The sequence below is a fragment of the Candidatus Thioglobus autotrophicus genome (assembly GCF_001293165.1).
GTDB lineage: Bacteria > Pseudomonadota > Gammaproteobacteria > PS1 > Pseudothioglobaceae > Thioglobus_A > Thioglobus_A autotrophicus.
This window is the reverse complement of record NZ_CP010552.1, coordinates 249,203-274,276: the sequence shown is the minus strand read 5'-3', so window position 1 is coordinate 274,276 and position 25,074 is coordinate 249,203. Positions and strand designations below refer to the sequence as shown.

The window sequence follows — 25,074 nt, the reverse complement described above, 5'->3', positions numbered from 1 at the left end:
TTATGGGCAGAAGAAGAAAACCAAAAGCCAAAAGCTACGAATTAAACATTGAGTCTCTCTCTCATGAGGGGCGCGGTATTGCGCATCTTGATGAGAAGGTGATTTTTGTTTCAGGTGCTTTACCGGGTGAAACGGTTATTGCCGATCGCAGTTTTTCTCGCGCCAAGTTTGAAGAAGCAGATGTTAAGGAAGTGCTTAAATCGGCTGATAATCGCATCACACCAAAATGTGAAGTTTTTGGGCTTTGTGGCGGTTGCTCTTTTCAACATCTCTCTAGTGAAGATCAAATAAGCGCTAAAGGCGAATGGTTAAAAGATGCTTTTTTAGGTCAGGCTAAAGTTGCGCCAAAACATTGGCTAGCGCCACTTCAAGTTCAGAGCTGGGGATATCGACGAAAAGCAAGACTTGGCGTGCGTTATGTTGCTAAAAAAGAAAAAGTATTGGTTGGTTTTAGAGAAAAAAAATCGGGTTTTATTACCAATATGAGTCGTTGCGAAGTCTTACACCCCTCTTTGGGTGATAACCTTGAGGTGCTGGCTCAAGCAATAGAAAAGCTATCCATTAAATCGCAGGTGCCACAACTCGAAGTGGCGGTAGCTGAGAATAATACCGTGCTTATTTTGCGACATCTTGAACCGCTTACTGAACAAGATGAGCAAATACTCTTAGATTGTGCTAATGAATTAAAGGTTAGCTTCTATACTCAAAGTGGGGGTGCGGACACGGTCAAACCACTCGATCAGCCGACAGTGTTAACCTATTCGCATCCAGATCATGATATTGTCATGGAGTTTTTACCCACTGACTTTACTCAGGTTAATTTTAAGCTGAATCAAAAAATGATTAATTTAGCACTTGATATGCTTGATCTTAACGATGAAGATAAGGTGATTGACCTATTTTGTGGTTTGGGTAATTTTACCTTGCCGATTGCCAAATATGCCAAGCAGGTAGTAGGCGTAGAAGGAGATTTGGGCTTGATTGAGCGGGCAAAGTATAACGCTGAAAAAAATCAAATCATTAATGCTGATTTTTACAAAGCAGACCTTTTTAAAGAAGTGGAAGGTTTTGAGTGGTTTAGAGGTAAAACTTACAATAAAGCCTTGATTGACCCAGCTCGTTCTGGCGCTATTGAAATCGTCGAACTGTTGCCAAAGCTCGGTGTTGAGCGTTTGGTGTATGTATCGTGTAATCCAGCCACTTTGGCGCGTGATACTGCTAGACTAATCGAGTTAGGCTACCAACTTGATACAGCAGGGGTGATGGATATGTTTCCGCAAACAGCCCACGTTGAGTCGATTGCACTTTTTACTAAATAATAGCTACTGATGATTACCATTAATATTGCTAATCAAACCCTAACCTACCAAGACTCAGTTTACTCAATTAGTAGTGCAGCCAATGGCGTTGGCGAAATAGAAGGGTCTTTTTGTACACCTTTGGGAAAGTTTAAAATTGCTGAAAAAATTGGCTCTGACCTAGATTTAGGAGCGGTATTAGTCGGCCGAGTGCCAACGGGTGAAATCTATTCAAAGTCATTATTTAAGCAGCAGCCTGATCGAGATTGGATTTTATCGCGTATTTTGTGGCTTGATGGGGTTGAAGGGCACAATAAAAATACCAAACAACGCTATATTTATATCCACGGTTCACCTGATGAATTTCTCCTAGGGGTGGCTAGCTCAAAAGGCTGTATCCGTATGAAAAATAGTGATATCATTCAACTCTTCAATCAGGTTAAAACAGGCGAAGAGGTGGTCATTCAATGATTAAAAATTATTTACCAAAAAAAGCTAAAAAGCTCATCTCAGAGGGCGCGATTTTAGTAGATGTGCGTTGTGAAGCCGAAAATAAATTTGTAGGACGCGTACCAGATTCAATCTTAATCCCATGGCTAGATGAGCCAGAATGGGAGGTTGATGAGGCTGAATTTATTAAGACTTTTTCCAGGTTTGAGATTGAAAAAGATGCTGAGATTATCTTAATTTGTCGTAGTGGCTATCGATCTGATGATGCGGGCAAGTGTTTGGTTAAGCATGGATTTACTAATATTGCTCATGTGGTTAGTGGTTTTGAGGGCGATTTAGACGAGGAGGATCAGCGTGGCAATGTTAATGGCTGGCGCCATGACGGTATGCCTTGGATTCAGTGTTAGCAAGCGTTCGATTATTTTTCCACCCACGGGTGGCTGCCATGCTGTTTTTAGGTTTTTCTGCTGGCGTACCTATTTTGCTTATTTTTTCAACCCTAGGTTTGTGGCTGAATGAAGCGGGCGTGGCCAAATCCAGTATTACTTTTTTTTCTTGGGCCGCCCTAGGCTATTCCTTTAAATTTGTTTGGGCGCCTTTAGTTGATCGACTGCCCGTGCCTATTTTAACCAGGCTATTGGGTCGGCGTCGCGCCTGGATGTTGGTATCGCAATTAGCCATTATGGGCGCTATTTTTCTAATGTCATCGGTTGATCCAAAAGCCGGTGTTGATAGTCTAACCATCATGGCATATGGCGCGGTTCTATTGGGTTTTTCGTCAGCCACACAAGATATTGTCATTGACGCCTATCGTATCGAATCGGCCGACAAAGATATGCAATCATTACTTTCAGCGACCTATGTTGCTGGCTATCGTATCGGGATGCTGGTGGCAGGAGCAGGCGGGCTATTTTTAGCCAGTTATTTTGGCTCTACCAAAGAGCTGTATAGTTTTTCTGCCTGGTCTAACACTTACTTGGTGATGATTTTAGTCATGATGATTGGGCTGACGACTACGCTAATTATTAAAGAACCAAGCCATAACCAGTCTGAAGAGAGTTATTCTACTCAAGATTATGTAAGGTTTTTCGTCCTGTTTTTAACGGTGGTCGCAGCGTTTATTGCGACGTTTGTTTTAAGTGCGGAATTAACCAAGACACTTAAATCATACCTAAGCGAGGTTTTTTCTAATCAACATTTATCTGGATTTGTTGTTGGTACAGTTAGAATGGTTTTAGCAATTGTTGGTGCTTATATGGCCACTCGATTATTAATCACGCTTAATGTGGTTAATAAATCCATGGTTAATGGCACTTATATCGAGCCAGTTAAAGATTTTTTTAATCGCTATGGTCTGAGTGTGGCTGTGTTGTTATTAGCCGTTATTGGCTTGTATCGTATTAGTGATATTGTACTTGGTGTCGTGGCTAATATTTTTTATCAAGATATAGGTTTTAGCAAAATAGAAATTGCCACAGTTTCCAAAACCTTTGGCCTGTTTATGACGATTGCAGGCGGATTTTTGGGCGGTGTCATGGCCATCAAATGGGGGGTGTTTAGAGTGCTGTTTTTAGGCGCACTACTCTCTGCGCTCACTAATTTACTCTTTATTGTTTTGGCTAATGTTGGCCATAATATGAACTGGCTGTACGCAACAATTACCATGGACAATTTATCCGCTGGACTGGCTAGCGCTGCTTTTATTGCCTTCTTATCTAGTTTAACCAACATCAAATTCACTGCTGTTCAATATGCCATTTTTTCCTCACTAATGACACTCCTGCCTAAAATTTTTGGAGGCTATTCAGGTAGTGTTGTTGAGGTATTTGGCTATAGTCAATTTTTTATCATAACCACATTAATAGGGCTGCCTATTTTGTATTTAGTGTACAAAGTAAAGCCTTATATCAATTAGACAAACTATGAAATTAGGCCCAATCATGATGGACGTGTCAGCGCTGACACTAACCCCCATAGAAAAAACACAATTAGCAAAACCTAGTATTGGTGGCGTTATTTTATTTAGTCGTAATTTTGAATCCATCGATCAGATCAAACGACTCATTATCTCTATTCGCGCCATTAAGCCCAACCTTTTAATTGCTGTTGACCATGAAGGCGGTCGCGTGCAGCGCTTTAAAAATGGATTCACACATCTGCCTGCCATGTCAAAATTAGGTGAGCTGTATGATAAAAATCCTAAAAAAGCGCTAAAGTATGCATGCTCTTGCGGGTTTGTATTGGCCTATGAGCTATTAGAAGTAGACGTTGATTTTTCTTTTGCACCTGTGCTTGATTTGGATTATGGCAACTCCTCTGTCATTGGTAATCGTGCCTTTCACTCCAATTCGGATGCTGTGGTGCAATTGGCACAAGCATTAATCAAAGGTATGCATAGGGCAGGTATGAAATGCGTGGGCAAGCATTTTCCAGGACATGGGTACGTCACACTCGACTCACATTTAGAATTGCCAGTTGACGATCGACCAGCTAAGGAAGTTTATCAAGATATGGCCGTGTTCAAGGGTTTGGTTGATGAGGGGCTTGATGCGGTTATGCCTGCTCATGTGATTTATTCAAAGGTAGATGACAAGCCCGCCGGATTTTCTGAGAAATGGATTCAAGGTATCTTAAAAAATAAACTAGGCTTTGAAGGGCTTGTTTTTAGTGATGATCTATCGATGCAAGGTGCTTTTTTTATCGAACATATTAAAGATCGTGTTAAAGCTTCATTGGCAAGCGGTTGTGACATGGTGTTGATTTGTAATCATCCAGAAATGGTATTAGAGGTGATCGATCAAGATTGGGGCTTGAATGAAAAGCTACAATCAATGCAAGGTAATAGAAAGTATAAATCCGATAAAATAACCTATTTACAACATTTAGAAACGATTAAGAGCTTATTATGAGTGATAAAACTACACCAGAATTTGAAGTAAGATTATTAAATGCCATGAGAAAAACCCTAATCTCAGTGGCAAAAGACACCATGACCAAGCCAGGCTTGCGTCATCCGTTGACAGAAAATACACAAAAAATGATCACTGATTGTTTAAATTTGGTTATCTCCCGTCAAACTGAAATTGAAAAGCAATCGGGCACACATACTAAGATGAAGCCGGTTTATACCGATGAGCAAACTGTTCAAAGTTTTTCTATTGACGATTTAAAGAAAACATTAAACTAAAAAACCGCATTAATGAATGCGGTTTTTTAGCTGTCCAGCTTTTTCTTATTAAGGCTACATCTTTTTAGAAAAATCCAAGAGGACTGGTGCTATAACTTACCAATAAGTTTTTAGTTTGTTGGTAGTGATTGAGCATCATCTTGTGCGTTTCGCGTCCTACGCCTGATTTCTTATAGCCACCAAACGCAGCGTGTGCAGGATATAAGTGGTAGCAATTTGTCCAAACGCGTCCCGCTTGAATACCACGACCCATACGGTAAGCAAGGTTTATATCACGCGTCCAAACGCCTGCACCTAAGCCAAACTCAGAATCATTGGCAATAGCCAAAGCTTCCGCCTCATCTTTAAAGGTAGTAACGGACACAACAGGGCCGAAAATTTCCTCCTGAAAGATGCGCATCTTGTTGTCACCTTTAAGTAAGGTTGGTTCAACATAATAGCCGTTTCCAAATTCAGAGCCAACTTGAGCAACACCGCCACCCAATATCAACTCAGCACCTTCTTTGGCACCAATATCCATATAATCCATAATTTTATCAAACTGCTCTTGAGAAGCTTGGGCGCCTACTTGAGTATCTGTATCAAGTGGATTTCCACGAATGATTTTCTTAGAGCGTTCAATAATAATAGCAATAAATTCATCATAAATACTTTCTTGAATTAAAGCGCGAGAAGGGCAAGTGCAAACCTCTCCTTGGTTAAAGAAAGCCAACACAGCACCTTCGGCACATTTGCTAATATAGTCATCCTCTTGTTGCATAATATCTTCAAAAAATATGTTGGGTGATTTTCCACCCAGCTCAACGGTTGAAGGGATGATATTTTCAGCAGCACATCTTAAGATATGAGAGCCTACTGGGGTTGACCCAGTGAAAGCGATTTTATCAATACGCGTACTGGTTGCTAGTGCTTGTCCAGCTTCTTTACCATAGCCATTCACAACATTTAGCACGCCTGGTGGTAGTAAATCACCAATAATTTCCATCAGTATTAAAATGGATACAGGTGTTTGCTCAGCAGGCTTTAATACAACACAATTACCAGTAACTAGTGCAGGTGCAAGCTTCCAAGCTGCCATCAATAAAGGAAAGTTCCAGGGGATAATTTGGCCAACGACACCAAGTGGCTCATGAAATTGATAAGAGACCGTATTTTCATCTAGCTCACCCATAGTGCCTTCTTGGGCGCGAATACAGCCAGCATAATAACGAAAATGGTCAACACACAGTGGTACGTCAGCTGCCAATGTTTCGCGAACTGCTTTACCATTATCCCAAGTTTCTGCAACGGCTAGCATTTCAAGATTTTGTTCAATTCTATCGGCAATTTTGAGTAATAAATTTGACCTTTCTGTGACAGATGTTTTGCCCCAAGTGGCTTTGGCAGCGTGAGCTGCATCGAGTGCTAAGTTAATATCTTCCGAAGTTGATCTGGGTATTTCACAAAAACCTTCTCCAGTGACAGGTGTGCCGTTAGTAAAGTAGCTGCCCTTAACAGGCGGCGTCCATTCGCCGTTAATATAATTCTCATAGCGTGCTTTAAATGTAATGACTGAGCCTTCAGAGCCCGGTTGTGCGTAAATCATAGTATTCCCCTCGTTTGTTTTATAATGTTTTCCATGACAGTATAAATGTGTGATTTTTAATATTCTTGACTCACAGTCCAAAACGCTTGACTCACAGTCTAAAACAGGTTAAAAAATAGATTGGTTAGCTTAATGATTGTTGATTGTGAAAAAACATTTGGATGTATCCTCGCTTGAAAGATATAAAAATAGAGAATTGTTGGTTGAGAACAAGGTTTCTTTTTTAGGTCCTGATAGCGAATTAAGCATCTACGATACCTATAGAAAAGCAAATAGGGTTGCTTTGAGTGCTGACCAAGTCATGTATTGCGGCATGATTACAGGTAAAAAAATTATGCATAACTTGGATAATTTAGAATCACAAATATTTTTGCCACATGAATCTTATGTCATACGACCTAAGGGTTGTGTTGAAATTGATTTCCCAGAAGCGCAAGAAAACGTGCCAACAACCTGTCTAACGGTGGAAATATCTAAAGACAGGATTGATAAAATTTCTGACAAAATGCAAGACTTGTTTCCCTCTAGTATGGTGAACAAGAATTGGGAATATCAATCTGAAAATATTCACCTGCATCATACGGTTGATACACAAAAGCTACTTAATCGCCTGGTCGGGCTATTTACAAACAACCATCCAGATAAAGAGGTTTTAGTAGGTTTTGGTATTTCAGAGCTGGTTACTCGCTTATTAAGACAGCAGAGTAGAGATATGTTGCTAAATTATGCACATAATGCGCCAGATGCTGACAGCATCACTGCCGTGATAGATTATTTGAAAAGTAACATTTCCAAACCTTTTGATATAAACCAACTGTCCCAAAAAGCTTGCATGAGTCGAAGTGCATTGTATACAGCGTTTAAGCGTCATTTAGGCTGCACGCCGGGTGATTTTTATTGGCAACTTCGACTAGAAATGGCAGCGGACATGCTGCAAAAAGGCCAATCAATTACAACGGTTTGCTATAGCATTGGTTTTAGCGATCCGAGCCACTTTAGTCGAAGATTCGGCCAATTTTATGGCTGTACACCTAGTCAATATCAAAAGACTAAACAAACTCCAAATTAGCATAGCTAGCAATTAGCCATTTTGTACCGGCTGTTTTAAATTTAATCTGAATTCTGGCGCTATCGCCATCACCCTCAAAGTTAAGCACAGAGCCATAACCAAATTTAGCATGCCTAACACCTGCACCAACAGCTAACTGGCCATTCGCTTGAGGCTCGATATCTTGATTATAAATATCATCTTCTTGATAATTGACTTGGGTTGCACCAAATTTTGCCTTAACTTTATTAATATATTCACTGGGTATTTCATCTAAAAAACGCGATGGGTAAGCGTACAAAGATTGGCCGTGTAAAAATCTCTTAACGGCAAATGACAAGGTGAGTCTTTTCATGGCTCGAGTCATACCGACGTAGCATAATCGTCTTTCCTCATCCATTAAATGTGGCTCGTCTTTTGATTGTCTTGAAGGGAATAAATCCTCCTCTAAGCCACCTAAAAACACATTTGGAAACTCTAAGCCTTTGGCGGAGTGAATCGTCATTAATTGCACATTGTCCACAGCAGGCGCATTGCCATCACCACTAGAATCAAGTGAGGCAAGTGAGATAAAGCCAACCACTTCGTTCATTTCGCTATCTTCTTCGTGTTTGTATTGTTTGGCGGCGGATATCAACTCTTCCAGGTTTTCTTTTTTGCTACCCGCTTTGTCAGTTTTGTCATTAGCGTAATGATTCATCAAGCCCGATGCACTCAATAAATGCGCAACTTTTTCGCTTAAATCTAGATGTTTGCTGTCATCAACCATCTGCTCAATCAGCGCAATAAATCCCTTTAGAGCATTGGATGCTCGTGTTGGTAAGGTTGGCGATACTTGCTGTGCCGCTTGGAATAAATTGGTGTGTTCATTGCGTGCAAATTCGCGTATTTTTTCCAGCGTAGCATTGCCGATTCCTCGTGTTGGAAAGTTAACAATACGTTCAAATGCGACATTGTCAGCCGTATTTTCAATGAGACGCAAATAACCCAGTGCATCTTTAATTTCGCCGCGTTCAAAAAATCTCAAACCACCGTAAATAATATAAGGAACATTGTATTTAATCAGCACTTCTTCAAAAACTCTTGACTGCGCATTGGAGCGATACAAAATAGCACAATCACTAGCGCGACCGCCATCTTTAATCAGTTTTTGAATTTTACGAACCACATAATCTGCTTCGTCTGTTTCCGTGCGCGCTTCATATACGTCAATCAAATCACCATCACCAGCATCGGTCCACAGGGATTTACCCATGCGATTAGTGTTGTTGGCAATAAGCGCATTTGAAGCGGATAAGATATGGCCAGTGGAGCGATAATTTTGCTCTAAGCGAATGGTTTGAATGGGGGCGAAATCTGTTTCTAGTTTGGTGATATTTTCAATTTTTGCACCGCGCCAGCCGTAAATAGATTGGTCGTCATCTCCCACACAAAAGACTTGATTATTACCAGTAAATAATTGCTGAATCCATTTGTACTGCACAGTATTGGTGTCTTGAAATTCGTCCACTAAAATGTGAGAAAAGCGTGTTTGATAGTGCTCGAGAAGCTCTGCGTTATTTTTGAGTAGCTCGTAGCTACGTACCAGCAATTCGGCAAAATCAATCAGATCATTAGCGCGACAATGCGCCTCATACAAAACAAATACTTCAAGGCTTTTTTTAACAAAAAAGTTATAACCAGGATCAACATCTTGAGCGCGAATACCTTCATCCTTTTGTTGATTGATAAACCACTGAACCTTTCTCACAGGAAATTTAGATTCATCAATATTGTTTTCTTTCATCAAGCGCTTAACAATGCGATACTGATCTTGCGCGTCTAGGATTTGAAAGCCTGATGTTAGGCCGGCTTTTTCATAATGCGTACGCAAAAGGCGATGTGCAAGGCCGTGAAAGGTGCCAACCCACATACTTTGAATAGAGCGTCTTAGCAACGTTCCTAAGCGCTCGCGCATTTCAGCCGCAGCCTTATTGGTGAACGTTACAGCCAATATTGAGTCAGTATGAATATTTTTTTGGGTAACCAAATAGGCAATTCTATGTGTTAATACTCGGGTTTTGCCACTGCCTGCACCCGCTAGTATGAGTGCGTTCTGAGTGTTATCAAGCGCAACTGATTGGTGTTGCTTGTCATTTAAACCGTTGGTTATTTCTGATAAATTCATGGTTTTTTTCTTGCCTTGTGGCATTTAATGGTTATAATATTATCTTTCTCTTATGTCAGTTAAAAGTAACACTCTGATATAAGCTACAAAATTATAAACATTATTTAAGGAGTATCAGCAATGACTTACTACGAAGGCGTTAAAAAAATGGAAGAAATGGGCGTAAACGACAACTATATTCAAGGTTGGGTTGCAGGTTTCTTAAACAACCCTGAAATCGAAGAGCAAAGAAAAACTGATGAGTATGAAGCTGGTTACGAAGATGGCGGCGAGCATTCAGATGAAAACTTCGCTAACTTTTGTTAAAACTTAAGTAAGAACGAATGTAAAAGCCCCGTTACGGGGCTTTTTTTATGCCTATGAGTCAGTGGAGTCAGCAAGCGAGAAAGGTGCTAAAAGGGGCAAAAATCAGTAATGATTTTTTCAATACTCAAGCCTTTCAAGAGCGTAATTTTCCGATTAAAATTCCTTTAGAATATGCCCAGCTAATCGATCAAGACAACCCTAATGACCCGCTACTCAAGCAGGTTATGCCACAGGCTAAAATTGAGCAAAGTGGTTTCACTCAAGAGCCGCTGCAGGATGAAGATAATTCACCTGTGGCTGGGTTGATACACAAATATAGAAATCGAGTATTGTTAATCACTTCACAAGTTTGCGCCATTCATTGCCAGTATTGCTTTCGGCAAAATTTTAATTATACGCAGCATGACGCCATTAGTAACTGGGCAGAAATTGAGCGCTATATTTCTCAAGATACAAATATCAACGAGGTAATTTTAAGTGGTGGCGATCCTTTAAGTTTGAGCGATGAAAAGCTTGAAAAACTGATTAAAAATATTGAAAATTTTGACTATGTGACTACTTTACGCATTCACACACGCTCGCTGGTGGTTATACCCAGCAGAATAACCGATTATTTGGCCAAAATACTGGCTAAAACCAGACTAAAGGTCGTTTTAGTGACACATATTAACCATGCTAATGAGATATCAGAGGCCTTTTCTAAAAATATCGCAAAAATTGAAAACGTGACGTTTTTAAATCAATCGGTCTTATTAAGCGGGGTTAATGATGATATTGGCAGTCTTAAACAGCTTAGTTTGAAGCTTTTTAAGGTGGGAATTTTGCCGTATTATTTACATATGCTAGACCAAGTATCTGGTGCTGAAAATTATCTAGTCAGTGCTGAAAAAGCAACACAACTACACTTGCAATTACAAGCTCAGCTGAGTGGTTATCTTGTGCCAAGGTTGGTGAGAGATGAGGGAAAGTCCTCGAAAACTTGGCTACTTTGAAATGGCCTTCGTTAAAGACTCAATATCCATTTCACCCATTTTAAAGTCAACTAATTTACCTTTTGGGTTGTAAACGTAAGTTGTTGGCATGCCAATCACTTCTCCAAAATTAGTAAACTGAGCGCCGTTATGTGCATCAAACAGCACAATAGGGTAATTAACCATAAAGGTATCGGTAAATTGCGCAATAGCATCTGCATCTGCTTGTTCGTAGTCTAGTCCAAGTATTAATACTTTGTCTTGATTGTTTTCATAAAACTCTACAAAAGCAGGAATTTCTTTTAAACAAGGTGGACACCAAGTTGCCCAAAAATTAACCACCAAATATTTGCCTTGAGTTGATTGATTGGTGTGGGTATTTCCTTGGGTGTCAATTAAAGAAAATTTAGGTGCGATAATCTGTTTTTGCTGTGCCTCTTTTGCAGCACTAACAATGTCATCAACACTCATGCTGTGAGCGTTGTTAAAGCTGGCAAATAGGGCGAGTATAATAATAATTTTTTTCATAATAACCTTTTAAAGATGAGCACAATAATTTATCACAATCCTAGATGTACAAAATCTAGACTAACACTAGGCATTTTAGAAGAAAAAGGCGTGAATTTTGAAATAATTAAATACTTGGATACGCCACCCAGTTTTGACGAATTAAAGGCGCTATTAACAGACCTTAATCTTGAGCCAAGAGCTTTAATGCGCACGTTTGAAGTGCCTTATAAAGACAACCATTTAGACGATGAATCGCTTAGTGAAGATGCACTGATTCAGGCAATGATTGAGAATCCAATTTTGATTGAGCGCCCAATTGTCAGAACGGCAAATGGTGTTGCTATTGGCAGACCGCCAGAAAATATTCTAACGATTATTTAGTCTTTTTTAGTAGTCTTCTTCAACCAAAAGAGTTGAAAGGTGACCTTCACGCCCTTCGATATTAGAATAATAAACATCCTCTAGTCCGTCAACCACAGAATTTTTGACAACATCTAGCGCCAAAATAGCATCACTCCAAGCGCTTAAATTTTTAAATTCTGCGAGTGATAGCGCATTATTTGTAAACTCATTAATCCAAGAAAGACGCATAAAAATTGGCGCAAAGGCGGCGTCAATCATATTAAATTCATCGCCATTAAAGAATGTCTTAGAGTCTTTGACTGATTCAATCTTAGCAAGTTTGCCAAAGAGTGCTTTTTTGGCTGTGTTAAATTTTTCTTCATCACCAGTTACGATATCAAACATATCGCCCAGCATATCGCCTGAAAAAGCAATCCAAGAGCGATTATTAGCTTTTTGAATGACGTCTTTTGGATGGATATCGGTTGTGCTGATATCGTTAATAAACTCGGTAATCACAGAAGATTCAAAAATAATTTGATCGTTCGCTTTAAGTAATGGCACTTGTCCAGTAGGAGAGATGGCCTTAAACCAATCAGGTGGGTCCATTGGATTGATATAGGTGAGTTCAAAATCAATACCTTGTTCATTGAGTAAAATAACAGCGCGCTGTGCAAATGGGCAAAGTTTAAAGCTAATCAGTTCTAATTTCATAATGATGTTTATTGTTTTTTGATGCGATTATACCGCTAACCATTAGCAAGTATTTTGCTCTTCTGCAAAGCGGGCAATCAAAATATTGATTAAGCATAGGTGGAGCTATGTGATTGAAATATTTTAATTGTTCAACGCAGTCAGAAGGGCAAAAGGCACCGCTAATCACGATGATAGGGGTGGTTGGTTAATAATGAATGCGCTCGATAAATCTGCTCTACAGCGAGCAGTCTTGCCATTGAATGAGGCAGGGTTAAATTTGACAACCCCCAGAGTTGATTAGCGTGTGATTTGACGCTATCACTCAAGCCATCGGCGCCACCAATAATAAGAGAAACACGCTCTCCGCTTTGCTGCCAATTGCCAAGATTTTTTGCAATGTCTTTGGTTGTATGCTGTTTGCCACGTTCGTCAAAAGCAATCACCAGTTGAGAGTCTTTAACAGCTTTAAGAATTAGCTCGCCTTCAAGCTCTTTTATTTGCTCAATATTTTTACCTTTGCGCTTTTGTGCTTCTAATGCAATCAGGCTAAAGTTGAGCTGAGCGGGTAGTTGCTTTTGGTAATGATTAATGCCGGTTTGTATCCAATCTGGCATTTTTTTGCCAATCACAACCAGATTAATCTTCATGAGTTTTAGTCGTTTTCAGCGCCAGACCAAAGTCTTTCTAGTTTGTAGAATTCACGCGTTTTTTCAGTCATAATGTGCACTACAACCTCTGCTAAATCTACCAAAACCCAATGACCAGTTTCTGTGCCTTCAACGCCAGAGACTTTCATGCCTAAGCGTTTGGCTTCAATTTTAATATTATTGGCAATACCGCGAACGTGTTGAACAGAGCGGCCTGTGGCAATAACAATCGCCTCAATATCAGCACTTTGGTCTAATACTTTAAGCGTCACAATATCCTCGCCTTTTAATTCATCAATGGTTTCGCTAACAACGCTAAGTTGCTGTTCTAGGTTTAGGCTCATAATATTTGCAGATAGTTAATAATGCGCTTTGGAAGTAAGTTGTCCAAGCTTTGTTGTGTGGGTATTTTACCCTCTTGTGAGGCGTTAAACAAAATACCGCGAATATCACTTGAAGAAATATCAAGCAAGTCAGTTTGTGCAAAATAAATCAATCCTGATTTTTGACGAGTTAGCTCCTCAGGGCTTTTAGCGCGGCTAAAGTGGCCGATATTTTGATTATTTTTTTCTCCAGGGCGTGCCAACACTACTAAATGACAATACTGATGAAATATTTGCACCTCTTTCCAGCTAGATAGCTGGTTAAAGCTATCCATACCAATAATCAGACAAACACTTTCTTGTGGAAATTCCAGTGAAATCTCTTTAAGCGAATCAATGCTATAAGATGCACTTGTTCTGTTAATCTCTCGAGTATCTAGGCCAAGGCTAGGGAAATCGTGCAGGGCTAGTTCCAGCATTTCTAAGCGCTGTTTTGTAGAAAAAGTAAGCGCTTCTTTATGTACAGGCGCTCGACATGGCATTAAAAACAGGGCGGATAAATTAAGCGTGCGTTTGAGTTGTTGCGCATTTTTTAGATGACCAAAATGCACAGGGTCAAATGAACCACCGAAAAAACCAATCATAGCATGGCTTGCACTTCTTTGAGCGTCAGTGTCCCAGTAGGATAGGGTACTAATCCTTGCGACATGCCGTTCACAAAATTCACAAAATCCGCTTCATTGTCAAGCAGTAAATACGCGTTGCCAGATTTTTGCTCACCCATTGTGGTGTTAATTTTGCAGCCATAATCATGCCCACAATGGAGCATGACATTGTCATCAATGGTTTTAAGTTTTTGCATAGAGTGATATAGTTCGCGCACGTTACCTCCTGGCAAGCTACAATGGCCCGCACCATACACAAACAAAGTGTCCCCGACAATAATATGCCCATCTAGCAGCAGACAAATGCCGCCCGCACTATGCCCAGGTGTATTGATAATTTTGGCCGCTGTTTTACCAATAAAAATGGTTTCACCATCTTCAACCGTATCTGGCAAAGTTTCAATTTGAAAATAAGGCATTTCATTAACGCCAGCAGTGACTTTTGCGCCTGTCATCTCGACTAACTCATCCACTGCATTGGTATGGTCAAAGTGCCAATGAGTCAGCCAAATATCAGTCAGTGTATAGCCTTTATCTTGTATTCTATCGACAAATAGCTGTGGATCCCAAGCAGGATCAACAATTGCACAAGTTTTGCTTTCATGGTCAAAGATAAAATGAATAGAATCTTCTAGTGCGCCAATATGGTAGAGAATTTCCAGTGTATAGGTCTTTTCGGTAAAAGTTTTTATTTTTAGTTTCATGTAATTATTTTACCAATAATCACTTGACTATTTTAACTTCAGCGTTATAATTTACCTCTTTTGCTACGCACCAAGTTTTGGGGCTATAGCTCAGCTGGGAGAGCACGACACTGGCAGTGTCGGGGTCAGCGGTTCGATCCCGCTTAGCTCCACCAGCGCTAGCAAGAAAATGTTATGTCGCCTTCGTCTATCGGTTAGGACCCTAGGTTTTCATCCTAGTAAGAGGAGTTCGATTCTCCTAGGCGATGCCATACACTTAAACGGCTTGATTGTTCAATCAAGCCGTTTTTTTTCGTCTATTAAAAATATTCAAGTGCTGTGTGTACTATTCTCAACTAAAATAGCTTTGTCGCGTTCGTCTAGTCCGGCCCAGGACCCCAGGATTTCATCCTGGTAACAGGAGTTCAAATCTCTTACGCGACGCCAAATTATCCCTTTTTGCTTCGTCTTTTTGCTTTCTACTTTGTTAGATTTTTCAAATACTCAGTCGTTTAGAGTGACTAAACTCCTTTGTATTTTTAAATCTTCCTCGCATAAAACAAAAAAATACTTTGCAAAAAAAATCGGCAATTAGTCAGTAAAATACACCCATGAATTTATTAAACATTGTTATCCCAGATCGCCTTATTGGCCAGCGCATTGATAGTGCTTTGGCCGCTATGTTGCCTGATTATTCACGTTCTAAAATCACCGCTTGGGTGCGTTCGGGCAAAGCATTAGTGAATGATAAAACCTTTAAAGCTAAAGAAAAAGTACTGGGTGGTGAGATAGTTGCACTCACCATTGAAAAAGAAAAAACCAACGCTTGGTTAGGTGAAGATATTGCCATTGACGTAGTGTATGAAGATGAAGATATTATTGTGGTCAATAAGCCAGTAGGCTTAGTGACACACCCGGGTGCGGGCAACTGGACTGGCACTTTGGCTAATGCGCTACTGCATTACGAGCCATTACTGGCCACACTTGATCGCGCTGGCATTGTACATCGTTTGGATAAAAATACCTCAGGCTTGATGGTCGTGGCGCGTAGCGAATTGGCACAAAAAAACCTGGTAGAACAATTACAAACACATGCGGTTTCACGTGAGTATTCTGCGATTGTTTATGGCCATATGATTTCTGGTGGCACTGTGGATGCGCCTATTGGTCGCGATCCTAAAGACAGGATTAGGCAAGCAGTGGCTGAAGAGGGCGAGGGTAAAGATGCGCTAACGCATTATCGAGTGATTGACCGCTTTGCTCACCACACACACGTTAAGTGTATTTTAGAAACTGGCCGAACTCATCAAATCCGTGTGCATATGGCACATATCGAACATCCACTGATTGCTGATCCGATGTATGGTGGCAAGGTGCGCTTTCCGAAAAAGGCAGATGAAGCGTTGAAAGACGTATTAAAGGGTTTTAATCGTCAGGCTTTACACGCTAAAAAGCTCACATTAATGCATCCTATTTCTGGTGAAGAAATGTCTTGGAAAGCACCATTACCAAAAGATTTGGATGATTTACTTAAAGCGTTAGCAAAGTTTGACCCTATCTAGCAACAAACAGAAATTTGGCTTTCCAGATAACGTGCAAGTGGCCTCCACCACTCGCCATTTAGTTTTCGGAGCAGGCAAGGCCTGCTCAGGTGAATCAGGCTATGCTAATTTTAATTTAGCCATGCATGTCAATGATAATGTACAAACAGTGGTACGCAATCGAGTGCAACTTATTCAAGCGTACAGCTTACCTAGTGAACCTAAATGGTTAGAGCAGATTCATTCTAATATTTGCTTGGAAGCCTCAAGTGCTGAGTGTATTGGTGACGCTGTTATCACACAAGAAAAAGGCGTAGTTTGTGCAGTGCTAACTGCGGACTGCTTGCCAATTTTTATCTCTAACCAACATGGTACGCAAGTAGGCGTGGTTCATGCAGGCTGGAAGGGTGTATTAAATGGCGTGATTGAATCAACCATTGCTAAGTTTAGCGATACCAATTTACTAGCCCACTTTGGTCCTGCGATTTCTCAAACGGCATTTACAGTGGGTGATGAGGTTTATCAGCAGTTCGTTGCTAAAGATGCACAACTCAAAGATGCATTCATACAAAAAGGCGACAAATATCAGCTGGATATTTACCAAGCAGCTAGAATTATTTTAAAAGATTTAGGTGTTGAGTCAATCACAGGTGGAGATGAATGCACCTTCAAGCAAAAAGATAAGTATTTTTCTTATCGCCGTGACGGCGAAAAATCTGGGCGCATGGCCCATCTTATTTGGATTACCTGATGACTACGTAGAATGGGTTTTATTAAAAAACCTATTTAGTTAATATTTTTACAATGGTCTTTTTAAAAATCGGTGCAAATATGAAAATAAGCGGAAATGCAACGATCCAAGCATAAAGAAAGCTTGATAACCATAAATCAATAGTTTGATCTGTCCAGCCGACATTCTTATAAGTAACAACAAAAGACATGATCAGCACCATAAACAAAGACATGACTACGCTAAAAATTAAGTGTACTTTCTTTTCCATTATTATTCCTCTTTAGCTTTAATTTTGCCACTAATACTAAAATCCATACTCTTAGTCGCTTGATTAAGATGATAGTAATGCAGCGGCTTTTGCTTGCGCTGTTTTTGCTGTACCACACAACCGACCACCTCAAACTCGCCGTTAAGCTGGATTTCGTCGTGTTGTGTATTTAAAGGTATTAAAAATTTATCACCACCGCGTTCAATATATTGGCGGAAATACATATCATTTTGATAGCGCACAACGGCGTACGCACGATTATGAACAGGCATTCCTGGATCAATAATCACAATACAGTTTTCACTAAACTCAGGCTCCATATAGCTGCCTAAATTTTGCAGTGCAAACGGCTCTGAGTTAATAGCACAGTTAGTTTCAAATAATTCTTGTGGGGTATCGATATCACTCATGATTGGCAGTTTTTACAATAAAAAGTTGAACGTTGATTTTGGATGATTCGTTGTATTTTACCACCACAAGTATGGCACGGCTTGTTTTCACACCCATACACGTTTAAAGTCTGTGCGAAATATCCAGGCGATCCATCCACCTGTGAAAAATCTTGCAAAGTTGTGCCACCAGCTTTAATCGCACACTCTAAAATTTGTTTAATATTTTGGGTCAGCTTTTTATAACGCGCCATAGAAATACTGCCCGCCGCACGTGTTGGGTCAATACCCGAGACAAACAAACTCTCGCAGGCATAAATATTGCCCACACCTACAACCACTTTGCTATCCATAATAAAGGCCTTAATATTTTGCACTTTTTTGCGAGACCCTACATATAGGTATGTTTCGCTAAAATCAGAGGTCAGTGGCTCCACCCCTAAATTATCAAGCAGTGGATGCGTGCCATCTTTTGAAAATAGCACCGCACCAAAACGCCGCGGATCATTCAGACGCATACTTTTGTCGTGTGCAAACACCAGCTCGAAATGATCGTGCTTAAGCAATGCTTCGCTACTATCCACCACTTTAATAGAGCCGCTCATGCCCAAATGAATAATCAGCGTCCCCACATCAAAGCGAATAAGTAAATACTTACCACGTCTGTCAATGCCATTAACCACTTCGCCAGCTAGGATAGTTTTAAGCGCTTTAGGGATTTCCCAGCGCAAATTAGCCCGATGGCGAACAGCGCAAGTCACGCGCTGATTTTTAATTAGGGGCAGTAAACCATTTTTGGTAGTTTCAACTTCAGGTAGTTCAGGCATACATATAAGTAGGTAAAAAAACTAAAATTGACTTACGCCAACTAAATAGCCTATTATAATAGTCAACTTTACAACAACGGAGAGAAAGATGGGTTTTATTAATTCAGTACAAAACAAAATTCTATTGGGTTTTGTTTTATCAATTATTTTATTTTTTAGTTTTAATGGTAATATTGCAGAAGCTCAAAATCTAAGTCACTACGGTATGACAGTGTGGCTACATGTGTTTGCTGGCATTATATGGATCGGCCTACTTTACTACTTTAACTTCGTTCAAGTTCCAGGCATGGGTGAAGCATTAGCTGATACTGATGGCCCAGGTCCTGCAGCAATCGGCAAATACATTGCTCCGCGCGCACTACTATGGTTTCGTATGGCAGCCGCTACAACTTTAATTCTTGGTTTGGTATTGCTTGGCGTTAAGGGTGCGATTGCAAATGCATATATGCTTGCACCAGGTTTCCAGGTTATCGGTTTAGGCGCATGGATGGGTACAATCATGGCGTTTAACGTCTGGTTCATCATCTGGCCAAACCAGCAAAAGATCTTAGGTATGAAAGAGGCAACTGCTGAGCAAATTGCAACGGCTAAGAAAAACGCTGCGTTGGCTTCAAGTATTAACGTAATTCTATCTATCCCAATGTTACTAACCATGATTGCATGGCACGCGTAAATAGATTCTAATTTTTGCTAACTTCTTTGTTGGAGAATTTTATTTAGCTAGTTGTGTACATTATGTACACGCCGGCACTAAATAAAACCTCCGCCTCGAATTTAACTAAAAATTAAAACTATTGGGATTCAGAAAACCGAGACTTGTTCTCGGTTTTTTATTGCAAGATCGAAAAAAACAATCTGAAATGTTTGACATACAAGAGTCTTATTCATTTAATACGTCACCAAGCGAAAGAAAAATGATTAGAAAAATTATCTTTCAACATTTTGATTACATTGTTTTAAAATGGAATGAATTCCATAAGGAGTAAGTATTATGAATAAATTGCATAAACTAAAGAATATACGTATAGAAAGCAATAGTCTTTGTTTAAATATTGACGGCAAAGATTTCAAGGTGGATTTAAAATCTATATCACCAATATTAGCAGGTGCCAATAATAAAGAGCGTGCTGAGTTTGAAGTATCTCCATCTGGTTACGGCATTCATTGGCCACTAATTGATGAGGATATTTCTATTGATGGACTCTTAGGTGTTAGTCATACACCTGAAAAAATTACCGCCTTTCATTCTCAAAGCTTTGTAGATGACAATGAAGATTACACACGCTGGTGATGACACAACTTTTAAAAGCAAACAAAAAACCGAGACTTGTTCTCGGTTTTTTATTAATTAAAATTTATTAACAATCTATATGTATAGTGAAAAATAACAAATAAGCTATTAAAAACCCAATCAAAAGCCATTAATAACAAGGTTTTACAGTCATTTGGATTTTTTGCCATATTTTTGCTCATTTGTTGTATTTTTATCAAAAAACCGCTAAAACAGCGCCACAAAAGGCTTTTAAGAGGGGTTTAGGGGGGTTAAAAACACCCTATTTGTAGTATATTTGCATTTTTTTGTATTTTTTTTGCAAATAAGTGTTGACATTTAAAAACACATCCGTATAATACGCACTATCTCGACAACATTGTTGAGAAAAAACGCTAGAGCAATCTAGCATAACTTATAAATTTAGGAGTTTTAAAATGAAAAAACAATTACTAATCGCTGCAGTTGCAGCAACTATGGCTACAGTTTCTATCGCTGACGTTTCTATCACTGGTTCTGGTAAGTTAAACTACCTTAACACAGATGTATCTGCTTCTGCAGATGGCACTGTTGCTGCTAGCACTTCAAACGCTTTTGGTACTGACTTAGCGTTAACAGTTACTGGTAAGAGTGGTGACACTTCTGTGGTATTTACACAAGAATTTAACGATCAAGCGTCAGTTGAACCTTCAGTTACTGGCACTCAACAGGGTACTGTTTCAATGCAAACTAAAGCTGCATACATGAAATCTAACATTGCAGGTGTTAATGTTAAAGCTGGTTCTTGGATCAGTTCTGATACAAACATGAGTAATGGTACTATTGCTGATGGTCGTTTCTCTGCAGACTACACTGTTTCAGGTGTTAAGGTTCAGTATGAAGATAGAAATGGCGAAGAGCTAGCTAATCCAAGTTCATTCACTGTATCTGGCGCTGTTCAAGGTGTTTCACTTTCTCACGAAATGTTTGTAAATGAAGATACAGATACTAAGGTTTCTGGTTCAATTGCTGGTGTAAACATCGCATACCGTGCATATGATGTTGATACAGCTGCTACCACTACACAAGATAAAGAATCAATCGTAGTTGATTACACAACTAACGGTATCACTTTAACTTATGCTGATGTTGACGTTGATGGCATTGGTACAACTACTTCTGATGCATTCTTTGGTACGCAAGCTTCTCCTGTAGGTGACATGACTGGTTTCGGTGTTTCAACTGCAATTGCAGGTAACACAATTGCATTGAAGTCTTACACTATTAACCCAGATAACGCTGCTACTTCTTCTGACGATGACTACACTAAAGTTGTTATTACTCGTCCATTAGCTTCTGGCGCTACTTTTGAAGCGACTTACACTGATAAGGATGCTGGTAACAATGATACCGCAGATCAAGAAACTTTAGACCTTGAGCTAGCTGTTAAATTCTAAATCTTATTTAGAAAAAACAGTTAACTTAACTCTAAGTTAAGTACTAGAAACCCTCAACTTCGGTTGGGGGTTTTTTTTCGCCCCTTTTCTGAGCAGGCAAGGCCTGCTCAGGTAACATAACAAGTATGAGTATTAGAAATATAGAATTTGTAAATGGTGAGTATTATCACGTGTTTAACCGCGGGGTGGATAAGCGTAATATATTTAGCAATAAAGCCCAGCAATATTTCTTTTTTAATCGAATGCAAGTCTTAAACACAACAGATAGCTCAAAGTTTTTTAACAATCAGAGAAACAAACACAAAGACAAGGATATTAATGGCATTGGCGAACAGTTAGTGAGTATTGTTGCTTACAGCTTATTGCCAAATCACTATCATTTACTTTTGAAACAAGAGGTTGATAACGGCATTTCCCAGTTTATGCAAAGATTGGGAACGTCTTATACAATGTTTTTTAATCAAGAAGAAAAGCGCAGTGGTGGTTTATTTCAGGGTAAATTTAAAGCAACGCATCTTTCTGGTGAATACGCTCTGCCAACAGTGTCGGCTTATGTAAATTTAAATCATAAGCATCATGGAATCGATCCAAATAACAATTTGGTTAAGTCCAGTATTTTTGAATATTTAGATCAAGAGATGGGTACAAGTATTTGTAGTCCAACTGAAATTCAAAATATTATTACTGAGTCTGGTGGACTAACCGACTATAAAGCGTACATAAAGCAAGCCTCTATTGCCTTTGCAGATAACAAGAGCCGTTCATTAAATGTTGATGATTTTGAGTTTTAATTACCTGAGCAGGCAAGGCCTGCTCAGGTAAGATTGGAGTGAAAAAACTTTAAAATATTGGTTTTATAATGTTTATTTATTGATGATTACACAACTTAAGAATCGAACTTTAATAAGGCTTTCTGGTAAAGATGTGCAGCCTTTTTTGCAAGGGCAATTTTCTAATGATATTAATGCCTTAGAAGAGGGTGTGGTGCAGATCAATGCTTACTGTCAGCACCAGGGTAAGATTATTGCGCTGGTTTGGGTAATGAAAAAATCTGATGATTTTTATGTGTCTTTGCCGAGTGATTTAGCAGATGTTGTAACCAAGCGTCTTAGTATGTTTAAGATGATGTCAGATGTTGTTATTACTGACGTGTCTGATGAAATAACTCAGCTTGGTTTGCTTGAGGGTGACAGGCAAGGCCTGTCACCTTTTAAGTTAAACGCTCAGCAGTCTATTGCGTTGGTTAGTGATGTGAGTGGCATTAACTTTTCAAATGGTGAAGTTTGGGAGCAGGCTTGTATTGCAAATGAAGTGCCAGAAGTGTTCTTAGTAACGAGTGAAAAATTCGTGCCACAAATGCTTAATTTGGATATTGATGAGGTGGGGGTGAGCTTTACTAAAGGTTGTTATCCTGGGCAGGAAGTGGTGGCGCGCCTACATTATTTGGGAAAATCAAAGCGTCGAATGCGTGCGTTTGAGTGTAATGAAAAAGTGGCGGTGGGCGATGCGCTAATTGTAACGGGCTCTACTTCTACTAAAGCTTCCGGTATGGTGGTGCGTTGTGTAAAATTAGATTCAAAATCTTTATGTTTGGCGACGGTTGAAGTGGCTTATGAAGATGATGAAATAACACTAAATAACGTCCAACTTACTAGGATTCATAATGACTAAAATATTATTTCTACTAACCTTATTGCCGCTGTCTGTTTTTGCTAGCAGTGACCCTGTAACTCAACTTGATTTAACCAATCATTGGGTGGGTTATTTTGCGCTAATATTGTTTGTACTGGCTTATATTTTGGTAATGGTGGAAGAATTTACCCACTTTAGAAAATCCAAGCCGGTGATTTTAGTGGCTGGTGTTATCTGGGGCTTGATCGGCTGGGTGTATGCTTCACAAGGGATTGATCATGCTGCAGAAGTGGCATTGCGACATAATTTATTAGAGTACTCAGAGCTATTTTTATTCTTACTGGTTGCCATGACCTACATTGAAGCCATGAAAGAAAGACTGGTGTTTGAGAGTTTAAAAGCCTGGTTGGTTTCAAAAGGCTTTACCTTTAGACAGCTTTTTTGGATGACAGGATTTCTAGCGTTTTTCATCTCACCAATTGCAGATAACCTGACAACAGCACTTATTATGGGCGCTGTTGTTTTGGCCGTGGGTTCGAGTAATCCGCGTTTTGTTTCTATTGCCATGATTAATATTGTCGTGGCGGCGAATGCTGGCGGTGCATTTAGCCCATTTGGTGATATCACCACACTAATGGTTTGGCAAAAAGGTTTGGTTGAATTCTCTGAATTCTTTGTATTATTTATTCCGTCACTGATTAACTTTGTTGTGCCAGCCGCCATCATGCATTTTGCTATTAAAAATGAAAAAGCCACCTCTAGCGGTGAAATAGTCGATATTAAGATAGGTGGATTGGTTATTGTTGTATTATTTATATTCACAATCGCAACAGCGGTAAGTTTTCATAACTTCTTGCATCTGCCACCAGCAATGGGCATGATGTTGGGTTTAAGCTATCTAATGGTGGCCGCATTCTTTATTCGTAAAATTGAGAAGCGCACCCAAGATGATGGATTTGATGTGTTTAGAAAGGTAGCTGGCGCTGAGTGGGATACGTTGTTATTCTTCTTTGGTGTTATTGTTAGTGTTGGCGGATTAGGATTTATGGGTTATTTAGCCATGACATCTGAGCTCATGTATGCCTCACTTGGCGCAACTTACGCAAACATTTTGGTAGGTTTGTTATCTGCGGTAGTTGATAATATCCCAGTAATGTTTGCCGTGTTGACAATGAACCCTGAGATGTCTTTAAATCAATGGCTATTGGTGACACTCACCGCTGGTGTCGGTGGTAGTTTGTTATCAGTAGGTTCTGCTGCTGGTGTAGCGCTTATGGGCCAATCAAAAGGCTTGTACACATTTGGCTCACACCTTAAATGGATGCCGGTGATTGCACTTGGTTACATTGCCAGTATCTTTGCGCACATGTGGATCAACGAAGTTCCATTTGTATAAAACTCGTTTATTTATTGATGTTGGCAATACGCTAGTCAAGTGGCTATTTAAGGGCGAGTATCATTCTGCGTTGGCGCTAGACTTTGACTCTGAATTATTACCTAAGGCTGATCGGATTTATGCTGCTTGTGTTGGTGAGCAGTCTTTGTTAAAAGGCTTAAAAAACACAAGATTTTTTAAATCACCAGCACAGTTTCAACAATTTAAATCTGCCTATGACACACCTGAGGATTTGGGTGTAGATCGTTTTTTAGCTATGATTGCGAGTATTGATCAATATCCCAACCAAACCCGATTGATTATTGATGCAGGCAGTGCGCTCACATTTGATTTGGTGCTTGCTGGTGGTGAACATCAGGGCGGGTTAATCATGCCGGGTTTGGGTGTATTGCGTCGTAGTTTTACGCAATTTTCTAGTGATTCTAAGCAGCTAACACTAGGAAAAAATGCGAATAATACCAAGGATGCTTGGGAATATGGCACGGCGCAAATGTTTATGAGCGTCATTAATCATCAGATTGAAACCTATTTGACACAATATGGTGATTTGCAAATTATCCTCACGGGCGGTGACGCCAAAATTATCGCCTATCGATTAAAGCATACTGTTGATATTAAACCGTATTTAGTTTTGGATGGGCTTGCGCTTTACGCACAAGCGTAGAGAGCCTTGGTATAATGCGCCTTTATTAATTTAACGCTAG

30 protein-coding genes and 3 tRNA genes are annotated in these 25,074 nt (G+C 39.7%); 22 read left to right on the top strand and 11 right to left on the bottom strand.

The window, feature by feature from the left end:
* The first annotated feature begins 2 nt into the window (after positions 1–2).
* From rlmD to SP60_RS01435, 6 genes are read left to right on the top strand one after another with little or no spacing between them, the layout of a single operon-like run.
* Complete coding sequence (gene rlmD / locus SP60_RS01460; RefSeq protein ID WP_053950949.1) at positions 3–1,319, top strand: 23S rRNA (uracil(1939)-C(5))-methyltransferase RlmD; 1,317 nt, start codon at positions 3–5, stop codon at positions 1,317–1,319.
* Between the two features lie 9 nt (positions 1,320–1,328).
* Positions 1,329–1,769: a L,D-transpeptidase gene (locus SP60_RS01455; protein ID WP_053950948.1), complete on the top strand. Its 441-nt coding sequence runs from the start codon at positions 1,329–1,331 to the stop codon at positions 1,767–1,769.
* On the top strand, positions 1,766–2,155 hold the full coding sequence (locus SP60_RS01450; RefSeq protein WP_053950947.1) for a rhodanese-like domain-containing protein: 390 nt from the start codon (positions 1,766–1,768) through the stop codon (positions 2,153–2,155). The genes SP60_RS01455 and SP60_RS01450 overlap by 4 nt, the downstream gene beginning before the upstream one ends.
* Complete coding sequence (locus SP60_RS01445) at positions 2,140–3,663, top strand: AmpG family muropeptide MFS transporter (protein ID WP_053950946.1); 1,524 nt, start codon at positions 2,140–2,142, stop codon at positions 3,661–3,663. The genes SP60_RS01450 and SP60_RS01445 overlap by 16 nt, the downstream gene beginning before the upstream one ends.
* 7 nt (positions 3,664–3,670) lie before the next feature.
* Complete coding sequence (nagZ, locus tag SP60_RS01440; protein ID WP_053950945.1) at positions 3,671–4,657, top strand: beta-N-acetylhexosaminidase; 987 nt, start codon at positions 3,671–3,673, stop codon at positions 4,655–4,657.
* The gene (locus tag SP60_RS01435; protein WP_053950944.1) at positions 4,654–4,935 is read left to right on the top strand and encodes a hypothetical protein; all 282 of its coding nucleotides are present in this window, start codon (positions 4,654–4,656) and stop codon (positions 4,933–4,935) included. The genes nagZ and SP60_RS01435 overlap by 4 nt, the downstream gene beginning before the upstream one ends.
* A gap of 64 nt (positions 4,936–4,999) precedes the next feature.
* Here SP60_RS01435 and exaC read toward each other — a convergent pair whose 3' ends face one another.
* Positions 5,000–6,520: an acetaldehyde dehydrogenase ExaC gene (exaC, locus tag SP60_RS01430; protein WP_053950943.1), complete on the bottom strand. Its 1,521-nt coding sequence runs from the start codon at positions 6,518–6,520 to the stop codon at positions 5,000–5,002.
* A 145-nt stretch (positions 6,521–6,665) separates the two neighbouring features.
* On the opposite strand from exaC, the gene SP60_RS01425 reads away from it, so the two are divergent.
* Complete coding sequence (locus SP60_RS01425; RefSeq protein WP_233487275.1) at positions 6,666–7,589, top strand: helix-turn-helix domain-containing protein; 924 nt, start codon at positions 6,666–6,668, stop codon at positions 7,587–7,589.
* Here the strand turns inward: SP60_RS01425 and uvrD are convergent.
* A complete protein-coding gene (gene uvrD / locus SP60_RS01420) occupies positions 7,570–9,735 on the bottom strand; it encodes a DNA helicase II (protein WP_053952183.1) in 2,166 nt (721 codons plus the stop codon). The genes SP60_RS01425 and uvrD overlap by 20 nt on opposite strands.
* Positions 9,736–9,855: 120 nt before the next feature.
* Between uvrD and SP60_RS01415 the strand changes: the two genes are divergently transcribed.
* Together SP60_RS01415 and SP60_RS01410 are read left to right on the top strand one after the other, a co-directional pair.
* Positions 9,856–10,041: an Alvin_2107 family globule sulfur oxidation protein gene (locus SP60_RS01415; RefSeq protein WP_053950942.1), complete on the top strand. Its 186-nt coding sequence runs from the start codon at positions 9,856–9,858 to the stop codon at positions 10,039–10,041.
* A 53-nt stretch (positions 10,042–10,094) separates the two neighbouring features.
* Positions 10,095–11,033 carry a KamA family radical SAM protein gene (locus SP60_RS01410; protein ID WP_053952182.1) on the top strand — a complete coding sequence of 313 codons (939 nt, stop codon included), beginning with the start codon at positions 10,095–10,097 and terminating at the stop codon, positions 11,031–11,033.
* On the opposite strand, the gene SP60_RS01405 is transcribed toward SP60_RS01410, so the two are convergent.
* Positions 11,025–11,540: a TlpA family protein disulfide reductase gene (locus tag SP60_RS01405; protein WP_053950941.1), complete on the bottom strand. Its 516-nt coding sequence runs from the start codon at positions 11,538–11,540 to the stop codon at positions 11,025–11,027. The genes SP60_RS01410 and SP60_RS01405 overlap by 9 nt on opposite strands.
* A 15-nt stretch (positions 11,541–11,555) precedes the next feature.
* On the opposite strand from SP60_RS01405, the gene arsC reads away from it, so the two are divergent.
* Positions 11,556–11,903 carry an arsenate reductase (glutaredoxin) gene (gene arsC, locus SP60_RS01400; RefSeq protein ID WP_053950940.1) on the top strand — a complete coding sequence of 116 codons (348 nt, stop codon included), beginning with the start codon at positions 11,556–11,558 and terminating at the stop codon, positions 11,901–11,903.
* A 6-nt stretch (positions 11,904–11,909) separates the two neighbouring features.
* Here the strand turns inward: arsC and SP60_RS01395 are convergent, their stop codons facing one another.
* From SP60_RS01395 to SP60_RS01375, 5 genes are all read right to left on the bottom strand, one after another.
* The gene (locus SP60_RS01395) at positions 11,910–12,578 is read right to left on the bottom strand and encodes a glutathione S-transferase family protein (RefSeq protein ID WP_053950939.1); all 669 of its coding nucleotides are present in this window, start codon (positions 12,576–12,578) and stop codon (positions 11,910–11,912) included.
* A gap of 161 nt (positions 12,579–12,739) precedes the next feature.
* On the bottom strand, positions 12,740–13,207 hold the full coding sequence (rlmH, locus tag SP60_RS01390) for a 23S rRNA (pseudouridine(1915)-N(3))-methyltransferase RlmH (RefSeq protein WP_053950938.1): 468 nt from the start codon (positions 13,205–13,207) through the stop codon (positions 12,740–12,742).
* Positions 13,208–13,212: 5 nt separating this feature from the next.
* On the bottom strand, positions 13,213–13,551 hold the full coding sequence (rsfS, locus tag SP60_RS01385) for a ribosome silencing factor (RefSeq protein WP_053950937.1): 339 nt from the start codon (positions 13,549–13,551) through the stop codon (positions 13,213–13,215).
* A complete protein-coding gene (nadD, locus tag SP60_RS01380; RefSeq protein ID WP_053950936.1) occupies positions 13,548–14,174 on the bottom strand; it encodes a nicotinate (nicotinamide) nucleotide adenylyltransferase in 627 nt (208 codons plus the stop codon). The genes rsfS and nadD overlap by 4 nt, the downstream gene beginning before the upstream one ends.
* On the bottom strand, positions 14,171–14,899 hold the full coding sequence (locus SP60_RS01375; protein ID WP_053950935.1) for an MBL fold metallo-hydrolase: 729 nt from the start codon (positions 14,897–14,899) through the stop codon (positions 14,171–14,173). The genes nadD and SP60_RS01375 overlap by 4 nt, the downstream gene beginning before the upstream one ends.
* A 79-nt stretch (positions 14,900–14,978) precedes the next feature.
* On the opposite strand from SP60_RS01375, the gene SP60_RS01370 reads away from it, so the two are divergent.
* The 5 genes from SP60_RS01370 to pgeF all read left to right on the top strand — a co-directional run bounded on the left by SP60_RS01370 (position 14,979) and on the right by pgeF (position 17,170).
* A tRNA-Ala gene (locus SP60_RS01370) sits at positions 14,979–15,054 on the top strand.
* Between the two features lie 21 nt (positions 15,055–15,075).
* A tRNA-Glu gene (locus tag SP60_RS01365) sits at positions 15,076–15,150 on the top strand.
* Between the two features lie 97 nt (positions 15,151–15,247).
* Positions 15,248–15,325 (top strand) — tRNA-Glu (locus tag SP60_RS01360).
* Positions 15,326–15,489: 164 nt separating this feature from the next.
* Positions 15,490–16,440, top strand: coding sequence for a 23S rRNA pseudouridine(1911/1915/1917) synthase RluD (rluD, locus tag SP60_RS01355; RefSeq protein WP_053950934.1), 951 nt, complete (start codon positions 15,490–15,492; stop codon positions 16,438–16,440).
* Positions 16,427–17,170: a peptidoglycan editing factor PgeF gene (gene pgeF, locus SP60_RS01350; protein WP_053950933.1), complete on the top strand. Its 744-nt coding sequence runs from the start codon at positions 16,427–16,429 to the stop codon at positions 17,168–17,170. The genes rluD and pgeF overlap by 14 nt, the downstream gene beginning before the upstream one ends.
* A 31-nt stretch (positions 17,171–17,201) precedes the next feature.
* Here the strand turns inward: pgeF and SP60_RS01345 are convergent, their stop codons facing one another.
* Genes SP60_RS01345 through mutM form a run of 3 tightly spaced genes read right to left on the bottom strand, consistent with a single transcriptional unit; the run spans position 17,202 to position 18,636 of the window.
* Positions 17,202–17,420, bottom strand: coding sequence for a DUF2798 domain-containing protein (locus SP60_RS01345; protein ID WP_144418562.1), 219 nt, complete (start codon positions 17,418–17,420; stop codon positions 17,202–17,204).
* A gap of 2 nt (positions 17,421–17,422) precedes the next feature.
* Complete coding sequence (locus SP60_RS01340) at positions 17,423–17,830, bottom strand: S24 family peptidase (RefSeq protein ID WP_053950931.1); 408 nt, start codon at positions 17,828–17,830, stop codon at positions 17,423–17,425.
* A complete protein-coding gene (gene mutM, locus SP60_RS01335; protein WP_053950930.1) occupies positions 17,827–18,636 on the bottom strand; it encodes a bifunctional DNA-formamidopyrimidine glycosylase/DNA-(apurinic or apyrimidinic site) lyase in 810 nt (269 codons plus the stop codon). Before mutM ends, SP60_RS01340 begins: the two co-directional genes overlap by 4 nt.
* A gap of 88 nt (positions 18,637–18,724) precedes the next feature.
* On the opposite strand from mutM, the gene SP60_RS01330 reads away from it, so the two are divergent.
* From SP60_RS01330 to SP60_RS01300, 7 genes are all read left to right on the top strand, one after another.
* A complete protein-coding gene (locus SP60_RS01330; protein ID WP_082319614.1) occupies positions 18,725–19,309 on the top strand; it encodes a urate hydroxylase PuuD in 585 nt (194 codons plus the stop codon).
* A 318-nt stretch (positions 19,310–19,627) separates the two neighbouring features.
* A complete protein-coding gene (locus SP60_RS01325; protein ID WP_053950929.1) occupies positions 19,628–19,927 on the top strand; it encodes a DUF2442 domain-containing protein in 300 nt (99 codons plus the stop codon).
* A 416-nt stretch (positions 19,928–20,343) separates the two neighbouring features.
* The gene (locus tag SP60_RS01320; protein WP_053950928.1) at positions 20,344–21,342 is read left to right on the top strand and encodes a hypothetical protein; all 999 of its coding nucleotides are present in this window, start codon (positions 20,344–20,346) and stop codon (positions 21,340–21,342) included.
* Positions 21,343–21,467: 125 nt separating this feature from the next.
* Entirely contained in the window at positions 21,468–22,133 is a 666-nt protein-coding gene (locus SP60_RS01315; RefSeq protein WP_053950927.1) for a transposase, read from the top strand.
* Between the two features lie 82 nt (positions 22,134–22,215).
* On the top strand, positions 22,216–23,013 hold the full coding sequence (ygfZ, locus tag SP60_RS01310; protein ID WP_053950926.1) for a CAF17-like 4Fe-4S cluster assembly/insertion protein YgfZ: 798 nt from the start codon (positions 22,216–22,218) through the stop codon (positions 23,011–23,013).
* Complete coding sequence (gene nhaD / locus SP60_RS01305; RefSeq protein WP_053950925.1) at positions 23,006–24,370, top strand: sodium:proton antiporter NhaD; 1,365 nt, start codon at positions 23,006–23,008, stop codon at positions 24,368–24,370. Before ygfZ ends, nhaD begins: the two co-directional genes overlap by 8 nt.
* Positions 24,363–25,034, top strand: a complete 672-nt coding sequence (locus SP60_RS01300) for a type III pantothenate kinase (protein WP_144418561.1) — start codon at positions 24,363–24,365, stop codon at positions 25,032–25,034. Before nhaD ends, SP60_RS01300 begins: the two co-directional genes overlap by 8 nt.
* The last annotated feature ends 40 nt before the right edge of the window (positions 25,035–25,074 follow it).

What these genes read in the sequence shown, in the direction of transcription:
- rlmD (WP_053950949.1), top strand. Translation starts at nt 3, where the DNA reads ATGGGCAGAAGAAGAAAACCAAAAGCCAAAAGCTACGAATTAAACATT.
- SP60_RS01455 (WP_053950948.1), top strand. Translation starts at nt 1,329, where the DNA reads ATGATTACCATTAATATTGCTAATCAAACCCTAACCTACCAAGACTCA.
- SP60_RS01450 (WP_053950947.1), top strand. Translation starts at nt 1,766, where the DNA reads ATGATTAAAAATTATTTACCAAAAAAAGCTAAAAAGCTCATCTCAGAG.
- nagZ (WP_053950945.1), top strand. Translation starts at nt 3,671, where the DNA reads ATGAAATTAGGCCCAATCATGATGGACGTGTCAGCGCTGACACTAACC.
- SP60_RS01435 (WP_053950944.1), top strand. Translation starts at nt 4,654, where the DNA reads ATGAGTGATAAAACTACACCAGAATTTGAAGTAAGATTATTAAATGCC.
- exaC (WP_053950943.1), bottom strand. Translation starts at nt 6,520, where the DNA reads ATGATTTACGCACAACCGGGCTCTGAAGGCTCAGTCATTACATTTAAA.
- uvrD (WP_053952183.1), bottom strand. Translation starts at nt 9,735, where the DNA reads ATGAATTTATCAGAAATAACCAACGGTTTAAATGACAAGCAACACCAA.
- SP60_RS01415 (WP_053950942.1), top strand. Translation starts at nt 9,856, where the DNA reads ATGACTTACTACGAAGGCGTTAAAAAAATGGAAGAAATGGGCGTAAAC.
- SP60_RS01410 (WP_053952182.1), top strand. Translation starts at nt 10,095, where the DNA reads ATGAGTCAGTGGAGTCAGCAAGCGAGAAAGGTGCTAAAAGGGGCAAAA.
- SP60_RS01405 (WP_053950941.1), bottom strand. Translation starts at nt 11,540, where the DNA reads ATGAAAAAAATTATTATTATACTCGCCCTATTTGCCAGCTTTAACAAC.
- arsC (WP_053950940.1), top strand. Translation starts at nt 11,556, where the DNA reads ATGAGCACAATAATTTATCACAATCCTAGATGTACAAAATCTAGACTA.
- SP60_RS01395 (WP_053950939.1), bottom strand. Translation starts at nt 12,578, where the DNA reads ATGAAATTAGAACTGATTAGCTTTAAACTTTGCCCATTTGCACAGCGC.
- rlmH (WP_053950938.1), bottom strand. Translation starts at nt 13,207, where the DNA reads ATGAAGATTAATCTGGTTGTGATTGGCAAAAAAATGCCAGATTGGATA.
- rsfS (WP_053950937.1), bottom strand. Translation starts at nt 13,551, where the DNA reads ATGAGCCTAAACCTAGAACAGCAACTTAGCGTTGTTAGCGAAACCATT.
- nadD (WP_053950936.1), bottom strand. Translation starts at nt 14,174, where the DNA reads ATGATTGGTTTTTTCGGTGGTTCATTTGACCCTGTGCATTTTGGTCAT.
- SP60_RS01375 (WP_053950935.1), bottom strand. Translation starts at nt 14,899, where the DNA reads ATGAAACTAAAAATAAAAACTTTTACCGAAAAGACCTATACACTGGAA.
- rluD (WP_053950934.1), top strand. Translation starts at nt 15,490, where the DNA reads ATGAATTTATTAAACATTGTTATCCCAGATCGCCTTATTGGCCAGCGC.
- SP60_RS01345 (WP_144418562.1), bottom strand. Translation starts at nt 17,420, where the DNA reads ATGGAAAAGAAAGTACACTTAATTTTTAGCGTAGTCATGTCTTTGTTT.
- SP60_RS01340 (WP_053950931.1), bottom strand. Translation starts at nt 17,830, where the DNA reads ATGAGTGATATCGATACCCCACAAGAATTATTTGAAACTAACTGTGCT.
- mutM (WP_053950930.1), bottom strand. Translation starts at nt 18,636, where the DNA reads ATGCCTGAACTACCTGAAGTTGAAACTACCAAAAATGGTTTACTGCCC.
- SP60_RS01330 (WP_082319614.1), top strand. Translation starts at nt 18,725, where the DNA reads ATGGGTTTTATTAATTCAGTACAAAACAAAATTCTATTGGGTTTTGTT.
- SP60_RS01325 (WP_053950929.1), top strand. Translation starts at nt 19,628, where the DNA reads ATGAATAAATTGCATAAACTAAAGAATATACGTATAGAAAGCAATAGT.
- SP60_RS01320 (WP_053950928.1), top strand. Translation starts at nt 20,344, where the DNA reads ATGAAAAAACAATTACTAATCGCTGCAGTTGCAGCAACTATGGCTACA.
- SP60_RS01315 (WP_053950927.1), top strand. Translation starts at nt 21,468, where the DNA reads ATGAGTATTAGAAATATAGAATTTGTAAATGGTGAGTATTATCACGTG.
- ygfZ (WP_053950926.1), top strand. Translation starts at nt 22,216, where the DNA reads ATGATTACACAACTTAAGAATCGAACTTTAATAAGGCTTTCTGGTAAA.
- nhaD (WP_053950925.1), top strand. Translation starts at nt 23,006, where the DNA reads ATGACTAAAATATTATTTCTACTAACCTTATTGCCGCTGTCTGTTTTT.